The organism is Flavobacterium sp. YO64, from assembly GCF_004119505.1.
Lineage (GTDB): Bacteria > Bacteroidota > Bacteroidia > Flavobacteriales > Flavobacteriaceae > Flavobacterium > Flavobacterium oncorhynchi.
This window is the reverse complement of record NZ_NRQV01000042.1, coordinates 17549-29990: the sequence shown is the minus strand read 5'-3', so window position 1 is coordinate 29990 and position 12442 is coordinate 17549. Positions and strand designations below refer to the sequence as shown.

Genomic DNA, 12442 nt, shown 5'->3' with positions numbered 1-12442 from the left:
ATTTTAATCTCCTACTATCAAATCTTTTATGATAATTTTCCATCACTTCATATACTTTTCTTCAGATGTAAAAATTAATATATATATATATATATTAATTACTGGTTGAAAATAAATGTAATGACAGTTATTTTATTTATGAATATCTATTCTTTTTAAATCGAAATCAAAATCCAGTAGTTCCTTTGGATGAATACCAAGACCCGTTGCTATGCTTACCAAAGTCTCTAGAGTTGGATTTCCAGTACCTATTTCATATTTATGATAATTACTTGAGTCGAACTTAGTTGTACTATCCACTCCACTGAGTGTTTTTATTTTTTCCGCTCTAAGCTTTTTTAAATTTTCGCCAAAGGCTTTTTTATAAGCCTTCAATAGTTCTTCCTTAGCCATGTTACTTAAATTTGAAAGAACAATATTTGAATTTTATTAAAAATATTTATGGTGATATATCACCATAAATATTTTTTTTCATATATTTGTAACAATTCAATTGAAAATGAATTAATATATTTGCGATTCTTCAAGACAATATTGAAGCATTCGCTTTGAATCTCGTTTCAGAAAATTGGCGTTTTTACAACCACGAGATGATAAGTAAGATGCTCACGACCTATGGGCGTGGGCTCACTTATTTGTGGTTGGGTATGCCAATGCCTCTGAAACGATAAGCTGAGTTCTGCGCCTTTTTTTTTGCTCAAAACTCTCTTACTATTCTTAGCGCTCACTTCATGATTTTCTTTAAGTTTCGCTTCCAAAAAAGTCGAACCTCTTAAATGAATCATTGCCTGTGTATTAAAAATCTCCCTTATGTCTATTAAGCTGTTTACTTAATGCATAAAAAATGGCCCTCAGCTGCAGCGACCAAACTAGAGCAGAGGACCTTAGCTAATCAAATCCGTATTTAACTAACCAATCCCAATATTATGAATTATTTTTCATTTTACAAGGATGGAAAAGCTCTTTATTGCCTATTTTTAACGGGCATATTATTGACTTTTTCATCATCATTTGCTAGAAGCCCAAAAAAGAATTCTCGCATAATTTATCAACAGCATCAGGTGCAGGGAATTGTCTCGGATGGCACTTCACCCTTGCCGGGGGTAACGATTTCTGTCAAGGGAAAATCCAACATTTCAGTTATAACCGACTATAATGGGCATTATGGAATAAATGCATATCCTCAGGATTCTCTAGTAGTTACTTTTATTGGATTTAAAACAAAAATAGTCCCTGTAGAATCCAAAAGTAAAATTGACATATATCTTGCCTTTGACACAACAACGCTAAAGGAAGTCCGCATCAATGCAGGATATTATTCAGTTAAGGAAAAAGAACGTACTGGAAGTATTGCCAGAATAACTTCAAAGGATATAGAGACACAGCCTGTCACCAATGTACTGGCCACAATGCAGGGAAGAATGGCAGGTGTGAATATCATCCAGAATACAGGTCTGCCTGGAAGTGGATTCGAAATTGAAATACGTGGACAGAATAGTTTACGCTTCAATGGAAATAATCCATTATACATTATTGATGGCTTACCCTATTCTTCCCAAAGTATTGGAAGTAATGCAACATCAGGCAATATGCCTGCTGAAAACAGTCCTCTCAACAGTATAAATCCAGCTGATATAACTGCAATTGAAGTTCTTAAAGATGCTGATGCAACCGCTATCTATGGTTCCCGAGGTGCAAATGGCGTTGTACTAATAACTACTAAAAAAGGCAAAGAAGGCAAAACAGTTTTCTCAACAACTTACTCATATGGAATAGGTCAGGTGGCGCACTATATGGATGTTTTGCAGACTCCTGAGTACTTAGCCATGCGCAGGGAAGCATTTGCCAACGACGGTTTAACAGTATATCCCGCTAACGCCTATGATGTTAATGGAACTTGGGACCAAAACCGTAATACTAACTGGCAGAAGGAGCTGATAGGCGGCACCGCAAGTTATACAAACCTGCAATCCTCACTTTCTGGTGGATCCGCTCAAACACATTTTCTGCTGAGCGGTAATTACAGCAGAGAAACTACCGTTTTCCCTGGCAGCTTTGATTACTTAAAAGCAGGCGGACATTTAAGCCTGAACCATGAATCCGAAAACAAAAGGTTCAAAATTAACTTTTCTTCAATTTATACAGCGCAAAAGAGCGATCTGCCGGCAATTGACATAACCTCCACGGCGCTTCAGCTGGTTCCTAATGCGCCAGCCTTATATGACTCCGCAGGCAGGTTAAACTGGGAAAACAACACCTTTTCTAATCCAATAGCGCCGCTGGAAGGTAAAATCAAAGCACAGACGTACGATCTGCTGGCCAATGCACTCATTTCTTATGATATTGGATCTGGTTTCAATCTCAGAAGCAGTTTCGGATATACCAATCTCGCTCAAAAACAATTGAATTTGCGCCCTTCCACTGTTTTAAACCCCGCCTTTGGTTCGGGTAGCGAAAGTTCTATTGTCTATACAAATAATTTGAATCGCACCTCATGGATAATCGAGCCTCAAATTAATTGGACCGGTAATATCTCAAAATTGACTTTAGATGCATTGGCAGGCACAACTTTTCAGCAGCAAAATGGAAATAAAGTAGTGAACTATGCTATTGGATTTCCAACTAACAGTATGATGGAAAATCCAGCATCTGCAACTCGATATTTAGTTTTGAGCAGTGACCAAAATGTATATAAATATCAGGCCTTTTATACGAGATTAAACCTTAATTGGTCAGGAAGATATCTAATAAATCTTACCGGACGTCGAGATGGCTCCAGCCGATTTGGGCCAGGAAACCAATTTGCAAATTTTGGAGCAGTTGGTGTTGCCTGGGTATTTAGTGAGGAAATGGTCACTAAAGAAAAACTGTCTTTTTTAAGTTTTGGAAAAATAAGGGGCAGTTATGGCACAACTGGTAATGACCAGATAGGAGATTATCAGTACTTAGACACTTATAGTACTACACCGTTTAAATATCAGGGTATTTCTGGGCTCCAGCCAAGCAGATTATACAATCCAGAGTTCGGATGGGAGACAAACAAAAAATTAGAAATTGCCCTTGAAACTGGCTTTATTAACGATCGAATATTTACAACTATAGCATGGTACCAGAATCGCTCTTCCAATCAGCTGGTCGGCGTACCTCTTCCCGGGACTACAGGCTTTTCCTCCATGCAGGCCAATTTAGACGCGGTTGTGCAGAATAGTGGGCTGGAATTCAGTATAAGGTCATTGAATATTAAAAATGGCGCATTCAGCTGGACAACAAGTTTTAATATTACTACCGCTGCAAATAAACTGATTTCATTTCCTGCACTTGAATCCTCAACCTATAAAAATCAGTATGTAATTGGACAGTCATTAAATATTAGAAAAGTATTTCATTATACCGGACTAGACCCTCTAACGGGCACTTATCAATTTGAGGACACAGATGGAGACGGCTCAATAAATTATATCAATGACCAAAAAACAGTAAAAGACCTGAGCCCGAAATACTATGGTGGACTTCAAAACCAGCTTCACTACAAAAATGTGGATCTTGATTTCTTATTTCAGTTTGTTAAACAGGAAAATTACAATCCAAATACATATACCCCTATGCCGGGTAAAATGGTAAATCAGCCATCAGAAGTAATTTCCCGCTGGCAAAATCCCGGCGATTTGGGGCCTTATCAGGCATATAGTAATAGCAATACAGCCCGAGCTCTAGCTTATTCACAGTTTACTTCAAGTGATGCAGCTATAAGCGATGCCTCCTACATCCGATTAAAGAATATTTCCCTGACCTACCAGCTGCCAGTGAATTGGACAAAAAAATTCACCTGCAAAATCGGCATTCAAGGCCAGAATGTATTCACATTAACTAAATATAAAGGAATTGATCCTGAATTTAAATATTCGGGCTACCTGCCTCCGTTACGTGTGTTCACAAGCACTATACAGTTAACTTTTTAATTTTAATTATCTATTATGAAAACATATAACTTTAAAATATTCCTGTTTGCCCTGCCATTTGCATTATTATCGCTGTTGTATGGCTGTTCAAATTTTACAGATGTGGATCTGCCATCATCTCAACTAACCTCCGGGACTGTATTTGAAGATAAAGTAACAGCGAACGCCGCTATGATCGATATATATTCACAAATTAGGGATAATGGAATTCTAACCGGCTATCCTACGGGAATTTCCAGCCAGCTGGGTTTATACTCAGACGAGCTCAAATTTTACGGCGCATCTGCAAGCGGACCCGCAAACTTTTTCAATAACTCACTTTTGCCTACAGATTCACAGATCGCAACCTTATGGAATAGTAGTTATAATCAAATTTACGCAGCCAATGCAGTCCTAGAAGGTGTGAGAAAAGCTGAGCAATTACCATTTGAAAACAAACAGCAGCTTACTGGCGAGGCATTGTTTGTCAGATCTTTAATTCATTTTTATCTGCTAAATATTTTTGGGCCGATCCCCTATATCGATACTACTGATTACAAAATCAACGCCAAGGCAGTAAGAATGCCAGAAAAAGAAGTTTACGAACTGATACAAAAAGACTTAAAACAGGCTTCTACGCTTTTAAATAAGGATTATAATGGAAGCAATAGAGTGCGTCCAAATAAAGGATGCGTTCAGGCGCTTCTTTCAAGGGTTTATCTGTATTCTGAGAAATGGGAAGAAGCATCAAATTCCGCTTCATCCGTTCTTAACCAAACATCTTTGTACGTTTGGCCAGAATCATTGGACACAGAGTTTAAAAAAGAAAGCAAAGCTACGATCTGGCAGCTTATGTCTAATTTAGAAGGAGCTAATACCTATCAGGGCAATGTATTCATTTTTACTCAGGGACCTCCTCCCGCTTCTGCTGTCTCAGAAAATTTACTTAATGCATTCAGCCATGATGATTTGCGAAAGACCAAGTGGTTAAAAGCCGTTAGCAATGGAACAGCAACCTGGTACCACCCGTACAAATACCAGCAAAAATCCAATACCGCCACATCACTGGAATATTCGGTAGTATTTCGAATGGCAGAACAATATTTAATCAGAGCAGAAGCCCGTGCCCACACAGGAGATCTTATTGGCGCCAAGGAAGATTTGAACAAAACCAGAAATCTTGCAGGTCTTGGAAATACATCAGCAGTAACATCGCAAGACATTATCGATGCTGTTATGGACGAACGCCGACTTGAATTTTTTACTGAGTTCGGCCATCGTTTTTTTGATCTTAAAAGATTTGGCAGACTCGACCAGCAACTTTTACCAGTTAAGCCACAATGGAAAACAACTGATAGATTACTTCCTTTACCCAATTCCGAACTAACGTTAAATCCAAATCTTTCTCCTCAAAATGCAGGCTATTAAATTATTAGTTTACCGCTTTTTTAGAGCATCCATTTTTGTTTTTGTTTTAGTAACCTGTCCCCTTTTAAGGGGGCAGGCTAAACAAAAAAAAATCATGACCATAAAAGATTATGATTTGTGGAGTACCCTTACCTCCGATCAGATTTCTGATCATGGTAACTGGTCCAGCTATGCTTTAACTTACAATAATCGAAAATCAGATACACTATTTGTCCAGCAGAACCAAACTGGCAGGAAGTTTAACTTTCCACATTCCAGAAACGGAAAATTCAATGGAGAATCACATTTTGCCAGCATTGCCCGTGACACTTTGCTAGTGCTGAATCTCAAATCAGGCATAGTTTACAGGGTGCCCGGTGCAAGCAGTTTCGAATTTTCAGCCGATCAAAAATATATTGCAATTCTTATGGGGCAGATAAACAGGAAGCGCAAACTGGAAATAAGAAATTCTAATGGCAATGTTGTCCATAAAGCTACTGATATCATCAATTATACCTATGATCCTTTAAAAAATGGCATGGTGTACTGCTTTGCTGGAGATAATACTTATAGCATTGAAATACTGAACTTTAAAAATACAATTACCAGCAAAAAGATTTTATCAAATCATGAAGTTCCGTTTACAGGTCTAGTATGGAAAGGCAATTCGATTGCTTTTAATGAAGATAAAGCTATCAGCCCGATGCTCTACAATTTTAATATAAGCATGAATAAAATGAGAAGATTGGATTCAAACATTGCAGTTGGTTTTCCACATGGAATGAAAATATCAAATCCGATTTACAAAAAAAACATCCTTTCTGATGATGGCAGCCGTGTAATTTTCTGGCTAAGTGAAAATAAATCTGATGACGACATTAATCCAAATGCCGTTCAGATTTGGAACACGAAAGACAAACTGCTATATGATTTCAAAAAGCATATAGGGGATTATAAATCAAAGGATAAAATGGCAATATGGTCTTTAGATAGTAATAAAGTTTTGCAGATAACCACCAAGGATTTCCCTTTGGGATTTCTTAGTGCAGATTATAAGCATGCATTCATATATGATCCCACAGCATACGAACCCAATACTAATCAATCGCAACCATTTGATTTGTACATATTGGATTTGCAGACTGGTAAAAGAAAACTAATAATAGAGCGTCGGAGTGGCGATTTTCTTCCAATGGGATCACCCGATGGAAACTACCTATTCTTTACAAAAAACCAGCAGTGCTGGATATATGATATTTCTAAAGATAAGTACATTAACATCTCGCAAGGAATTTCAGAATCTTTTTTTCGAGAGGATTATAATATGCCTATTGATGCACCTTCTTACGGTATTGGAGGATGGACGAAAAATAATGAAATCATTTTGTACGACAGATACGATCTGTGGCTGGTCTCAGCTGATGGAGTTTTCAAAAAAAGGCTCACCAAAGGACGTGAAATGCAAAAATCATATCGAATTAAAGTATTCAATTCAGACTTTTATTACAGCATGACGGAATCTAATAAGCATTTTCTCGATCTTAAAAAAGGATTCCTTTTACAGACCGCTAACCGTGAAACAGGCCAGAGCGGATTTAGCTACTGGAGTCTTAAAGGCGGATTGAAAGATATGGTCTGGGAAAATAAGAAAACAGCAGAGATAAAAAAAGCTGCTGGCAGAGATATTTATCTTTATACAGATCAGAGTTTTGAATTGGCTCCACGACTTATGTTGCTTAATAATAAGTCAAAGGAAATTGCACAAAGTAATCCGCAACAGCAAAGTTTTTTCTGGGGTAGGAATGAACCGATTGAATACAAGGTAAACGGAATAAAAACAAAGGGGTTTCTATGTTATCCTACAGATTATAAGTTAGGCGAAAAGTACCCGATGGTCGTTCATATATATGAACGGCAGTTTGCCTATCTAAACGACTACGTTAATCCGTCACTTTTAACCGAAGATGGATTCAATGTTACAAATGTAATTAATAATGGCTATTTTGTATTGTACCCCGACATTGTTTATGACTATGGAAATCTGGCGGAATCAGTAACTAAAAGTGTGATAAATGCAGTAGATGAAGTTCTTAAAAAAGGAGATGTAGACTCTGGAAGAATCGGACTTATAGGCCATAGCTTTGGAGCATATGAATCTGACTTAATTATAACACAGACGAATCGATTTGCAGCAGCAGTTGCAGGAGCTGCCTGGACAGATTTAGTCAGTAGCTATCTATATGTTAGCGGTTCACGCAGACAGCCAGATTTTTATCGTGCTGAAGAGAATCAGATCCGAATTGGTAAATCATTATATGAAGATATGCCTAGTTATTTAAAAAACTCTCCTGTACTTCTGGCACAAAACGTAAGGACTCCTTTACTAGGCTGGACAGGAGAAGATGACAGGCACATCCATTCGCTTCAAAGTATGGAGTTTTATCTGGCATTACGGCGCTTAAATAAAGAGCACACATTGCTGGTTTATCCACGCGAAGGACATGAAATGGCAATAAAAGAAAATGCAAAGGACCTGAATATTCGCATCATGCAATGGTTTAATCATTACTTGAAAAACGAACCAAGGAAAGACTGGATGAACTGCGATTTCGACAGGTAAAGGCACTATTATCTAAAAAAAATGCCGTCATTTATAAATAAGTGACGGCATCATTTTTACAATTTTAATCTAACGTACTTCTTTTCAGAGGTGTTGCACAATTAGAATCGTAAAGCTGCGCGCCCTCGGAGCCAATTTTACAATTAAAATTTCCGTTTTCATCACACTGCTGAACGGCATTACAGCTATTATCATTTTCAATGTGCTCATAGCCCCATTGAACAGCTGATTTTGAATTTTTATTCAGAGACGAAGTGCTTGCTGCACTGGTCAGTCCCACTGCCACAACAGCAAGTGGCACAATGGTTTTTAAAACATTCGTTTTCATAATAATATAATTTATATGGTTAATGATCTACTCTTTTTTACAGGTTTTCGATCAGTTCCCTGCTATTTGGCCAATAGATTATCTACACTTTGACTAGCGTAATGTGTTGTAATTTTTGAATCCAGTTTATACACAATAATGTGAGTGCCGATCAGCACATACATTTTGTCATCCAGCACTTTAAAGTAGCGCATTTTTTTTCCGTTGAGATCGCTTATGCAGAAACTAAGAACATAGCTTTTTTTCCTAAGATCATAAACATCAATAATACTGGAATGTTTCCATATTTTATCATCTTCAAACCTTCCAGGTATTGCAGACTGTACAAACAGTAAGTTGCCGAAAACAGCACAGTTTTTATTCACAAATAAGGGCGGCTTTGAAAACTGCCTCTGTCGGAAATTTTCATCATTTTCAATATGCAGTTGAGCCTTTGTAATAGTATCTATTGTACTGCTCCTGTAGTCAATTTTCAAACGTTTATCTGCAATTGTAAATTGATTTCGGTAGGCATATAGATAAATTATTCTTTTCATTTCCCTGCTGTATACCAGCATACCGTCAGTATCAAAAACTCCATCATTCTGTTTTTGCAGAATTTCTGGATTTAGTGTTGTTCTTCCATTGTCCAGCAGATCAATTACTGCAAGAACATTATCTCCATTTGTTCTTTTTGCCGATACTGCAGTTATTGCATTGGAGTCAATTACTCTGGCAGTGGTAAAGTATTCTCCTTTGCGAAGAATTAATTTAGCATTCCAATTATCAATCTTTCCCTTAAAAATGCAGGGCACTGTACCATCTGTCACAAAAAAATAAGGCGGTTCCACCATAATTGATGCTGCCCTGAAGGGGAGTTTCTTATTGTCCAAATCTATCTTCTTTCTTTGGGTTTGTTCCAGTCTGGAATTCAATTTTGTGATCACTAATGGCGCTGTAGTATTCCCTAAATAAATATCACTGCTGTCAAGTCCCGCAAAATAAAAAGAGTTCAGTTTTAAATCTGAGGTGGCAATCTGTCTTATAGGTGTCTGGGGAAATCGCCTTGTAAGTGTATTGTGATAATGAATAATATTTTCCGAAAGCATAAATAAAGCCGCAACTACACTGACGCTTGCAATGGTTACCGAAGAGAAAACTCCGACTAAGAATCCCTTTTTAAAATATAAGCTTTTGTCTTTTTTCTCATAGAGAATTATTGCTAAGACACTGAGAAAAACAAAGGCCAGATTAAAAATCATATGTGATTGCCAGCTAAGCTTTTCCAGTACACCTCCACAAGAGCAAGGGATAAAAGACGTGTAGTTCAGGATTATAAAAATATAGGCAGTAAACATTACCATAATTCCATATGACAAAAAAAGTCCCAACGGCTTATATTTAGGAATTAACAGCAGTATGCAGATAATTATTTCGAACAAGGGTACAATAACCGCCAGCTGTTCAGCAAATGCACTCAGTAAAGGTGATTGTCCCAGCTGGATTCTGAAATGCTGGAAATCCATAAGTTTGCTTGCAGAAGCATAAATGAACAGAAGGATAAAGAGCAGGCAGATGGTTTCTGTAATGTAATATTTGGTACGGCTGCTTAACGTCATGATCTTACTATTTTAAAATGCGTCTATAATTCTATTTCCCTGATAATATCGAAAATCAACAATACAAATATATATACGAAATTTCGCATAACCCCTTTAAAAACCAAGCCAAAAAATTTGAAAATCAGGCAGTTTTATGTTTTTACTAGCATAAAAATAAATGCCTGCACTTTGTAAGAATCTTGCAGGCATTAAATCATTGTAATTGTTGTTGAAATCAGCCTTTTATCGAGGCACTGATTCCGGCAAGTTTTTCATGCAGCTCTATAAGTCCTGCTTTTTGCAGGCACTCTTGAGAGAGACTCTCCAGTTCTGTCCTTCCCTGCTCACTTATGCTCTCCAATAGTACCGAAGATCCTTCTCTTATCTTCAGCCCGTCTTGTATCAAATGGCTTAAAAGCAACACATTTTTCCGTGAAATTTTCAAATCCATTTTCACCGGCTCATTCATGCCAGGGATACTTAGCACCGTATCAAAAACCTTGGCCGCATCATTTGCTGTAATCATACTTCATCATTTTAAATTAATATTCACTTACCGTAAAATTATAAAGTATCATCCCTATTTACCCTACTCAAAATTTGGGGAGGATTGCAGGTCTTGGAGGCCTTTTCTAATTTAGCTTTCATGTAAATCCCTAGTACCTGTTCAATTGGTGCATTTTAGATTTTTAAAGTAGATTCTGAAATAGATATCCTTTAATTTTTAATAGGGATGGCAGCTTCTTCTTAGCTGACTGCTACAGCTGAAAAAAGACTTTTAGAAGCTTTCGGACTGCGGTTTTCTGCAGTCAGCAAGATGTCTGGTTGTATCACAACCAAAAATCTTGCTGCCCCTCTGCTCGGAACTCGCTGGCAGTGAAACTTTAAGATTGAATGAAATTGAAACAATGAAAAAGAAAAGATTATGGAAGAGAAAAACAGCGGCAGAAACAGATGGCTACACATCCGGCTGACCAAAGAAGAATTTGATTTTGTTGATAAGAATTTCAAAGCATCAGCCTGCCGCAAACGCAGTGATTTCGTGCGCAGAAATCTGCTGAGAAAACCTATTGTTCTCAAGTACAGAAATGAGTCGCTGGATAAGCTGCTGCAGGAGCTTATCCAGCTCAAAACACAGCTGAATTTCATGGGAAATAATTTCAATCAGAGCGTTAAAAAACTCCATACCCTTTTTGAAATATCAGATTTCAGAATTTGGATTCTGGCTTTTGAGTCCGACAGGAACAAATATTTTTCGCTGGTTGAAGAAATAAAAAAACACATTGAAAATCTCGCCCAAAAATGGTTGCAGTCATAAACACAGGACACTCGATTAGAGGCATCTTCATGTACAATGAGAATAAAGTTTCACAGGGAAGTGCCGTGTGCATCGGCGAGGGAAATTATCCTATCGATATTGAAAAAATGTCAGAATCTTTTAAGCTCGGCGTATTTCTAAAGCAGCTCCAGCTCAATGAAAATGTCAAGCGAAGCGCAGTGCACATCTCGCTGAATTTTGACCGTTCGGACAAGGATTTATCAAAAGAAAAACTCATGCAGATTGCCTCTTCTTATATGGAGAAAATTGGATTCGGATCGCAGCCTTATCTCGTCTACCAGCACCACGATGCGGGACATCCGCACCTGCATATCGCATCCATAAATGTGAGGGCAGACGGATCCAGGATTAACATGCACAATATTGGAAGAAACCAGTCCGAAACGGCGCGGAAGGAATTGGAGATTTCTTTTAATCTGGTTCGGGCGGACTCGAGAAAAAAACAGAGTCCGACGCTAATTAATGCCATTGATGCGGAAAAAATAAAATATGGAGCAATAGATTCCAAGAGAGCCATCGGCAGTGTACTCAATGCAGTTATTCCGCACTACAAATACACAACACTGGGTGAGCTGAACGCAGTATTGAACCTGTATAACGTCAAAGCGGAAAGAGGAAAGGAAAATTCAAAAATGTTTCAGAATAAAGGACTGATCTACCAGATTCTGGATGAGAATAAAAAGACTGTCGGGGTTCCTATAAAAGCCAGCAGTTTTTATTCCAAGCCTACCCTTTCCCAGCTTGAAATTAATTTTGCTGCAGCTAAAACTGCGCGTGCGATATTTATGAAAAGAACACGAAATGCGGTGGATCTGATCCTTTTGAAATACCCATCAATTACGCTCTCGCAGCTTGAAACGCGACTGGCGAACCAGGGCATTACGGCAGTTGTCAGAAAAAATGAACAGGGGTTTATATACGGCATGACGTACATAGATCATAACACCAGATGCGTTTTCAACGGAAGCAATCTCGGACCTGAATATGCAGCCAAAGGGCTCCTGCAGCGTCTGGGCCATTCGTCCCATTCTGCGAAGCTGTATACAGTTCCTGATGGCACCACACATAAGCAGGGCTCTTTTATTTCCGCAGCGGAAGTGCAGCGGATAATTGATGACGTGCTTTACGCTGGAACGCCATCAGATTCCGTTCCCAAAGAGCTTAAGAAAAAACGAAAAAAAGAAAGAGAAAAGGACAGTCCGATAATAATTAATACATAAAAATCAACAG

9 protein-coding genes are annotated in these 12442 nt (G+C 38.0%); 5 read left to right on the top strand and 4 right to left on the bottom strand.

The features are described from left to right. Window positions 1-132: 132 nt before the first annotated feature. Window positions 133-393, bottom strand: coding sequence for a helix-turn-helix domain-containing protein (locus tag BOW57_RS19170; RefSeq protein ID WP_129056636.1), 261 nt, complete (start codon window positions 391-393; stop codon window positions 133-135). A gap of 533 nt (window positions 394-926) precedes the next feature. On the opposite strand from BOW57_RS19170, the gene BOW57_RS19165 reads away from it, so the two are divergent. From BOW57_RS19165 to BOW57_RS19155, 3 genes are all read left to right on the top strand, one after another. Further along, the gene (locus BOW57_RS19165) at window positions 927-3959 is read left to right on the top strand and encodes a SusC/RagA family TonB-linked outer membrane protein (RefSeq protein ID WP_129056634.1); all 3033 of its coding nucleotides are present in this window, start codon (window positions 927-929) and stop codon (window positions 3957-3959) included. A gap of 15 nt (window positions 3960-3974) precedes the next feature. Beyond that, window positions 3975-5366, top strand: coding sequence for a RagB/SusD family nutrient uptake outer membrane protein (locus tag BOW57_RS19160; RefSeq protein ID WP_129056632.1), 1392 nt, complete (start codon window positions 3975-3977; stop codon window positions 5364-5366). Window positions 5367-5883: 517 nt separating this feature from the next. Further along, window positions 5884-7965: a prolyl oligopeptidase family serine peptidase gene (locus tag BOW57_RS19155; protein WP_164973743.1), complete on the top strand. Its 2082-nt coding sequence runs from the start codon at window positions 5884-5886 to the stop codon at window positions 7963-7965. Between the two features lie 64 nt (window positions 7966-8029). Here BOW57_RS19155 and BOW57_RS19150 read toward each other — a convergent pair whose 3' ends face one another. The 3 genes from BOW57_RS19150 to BOW57_RS19140 all read right to left on the bottom strand — a co-directional run bounded on the left by BOW57_RS19150 (window position 8030) and on the right by BOW57_RS19140 (window position 10399). Next, window positions 8030-8293 (bottom strand): DUF6520 family protein, encoded by a 264-nt coding sequence (locus BOW57_RS19150; RefSeq protein WP_129056628.1) that lies wholly within the window; start codon window positions 8291-8293, stop codon window positions 8030-8032. Between the two features lie 62 nt (window positions 8294-8355). Then, complete coding sequence (locus tag BOW57_RS19145) at window positions 8356-9891, bottom strand: MauE/DoxX family redox-associated membrane protein (protein WP_129056626.1); 1536 nt, start codon at window positions 9889-9891, stop codon at window positions 8356-8358. 217 nt (window positions 9892-10108) lie between these two features. Beyond that, window positions 10109-10399, bottom strand: coding sequence for a hypothetical protein (locus tag BOW57_RS19140; RefSeq protein WP_099719111.1), 291 nt, complete (start codon window positions 10397-10399; stop codon window positions 10109-10111). Between the two features lie 399 nt (window positions 10400-10798). Here BOW57_RS19140 and BOW57_RS19135 point away from each other — a divergent pair, with 399 nt between their 5' ends. Continuing rightward, window positions 10799-11191: a plasmid mobilization relaxosome protein MobC gene (locus tag BOW57_RS19135; protein WP_129056623.1), complete on the top strand. Its 393-nt coding sequence runs from the start codon at window positions 10799-10801 to the stop codon at window positions 11189-11191. Continuing rightward, window positions 11176-12432, top strand: coding sequence for a relaxase/mobilization nuclease domain-containing protein (locus tag BOW57_RS19130; RefSeq protein WP_129056621.1), 1257 nt, complete (start codon window positions 11176-11178; stop codon window positions 12430-12432). Before BOW57_RS19135 ends, BOW57_RS19130 begins: the two co-directional genes overlap by 16 nt. The last annotated feature ends 10 nt before the right edge of the window (window positions 12433-12442 follow it).

Bases quoted from the DNA above. Each gene is read 5' to 3' on its own strand.
- BOW57_RS19170 (WP_129056636.1), bottom strand. From the start codon at position 393: ATGGCTAAGGAAGAACTATTGAAGGCTTATAAAAAAGCCTTTGGCGAA.
- BOW57_RS19165 (WP_129056634.1), top strand. From the start codon at position 927: ATGAATTATTTTTCATTTTACAAGGATGGAAAAGCTCTTTATTGCCTA.
- BOW57_RS19160 (WP_129056632.1), top strand. From the start codon at position 3,975: ATGAAAACATATAACTTTAAAATATTCCTGTTTGCCCTGCCATTTGCA.
- BOW57_RS19155 (WP_164973743.1), top strand. From the start codon at position 5,884: ATGGTGTACTGCTTTGCTGGAGATAATACTTATAGCATTGAAATACTG.
- BOW57_RS19150 (WP_129056628.1), bottom strand. From the start codon at position 8,293: ATGAAAACGAATGTTTTAAAAACCATTGTGCCACTTGCTGTTGTGGCA.
- BOW57_RS19145 (WP_129056626.1), bottom strand. From the start codon at position 9,891: ATGACGTTAAGCAGCCGTACCAAATATTACATTACAGAAACCATCTGC.
- BOW57_RS19140 (WP_099719111.1), bottom strand. From the start codon at position 10,399: ATGATTACAGCAAATGATGCGGCCAAGGTTTTTGATACGGTGCTAAGT.
- BOW57_RS19135 (WP_129056623.1), top strand. From the start codon at position 10,799: ATGGAAGAGAAAAACAGCGGCAGAAACAGATGGCTACACATCCGGCTG.
- BOW57_RS19130 (WP_129056621.1), top strand. From the start codon at position 11,176: ATGGTTGCAGTCATAAACACAGGACACTCGATTAGAGGCATCTTCATG.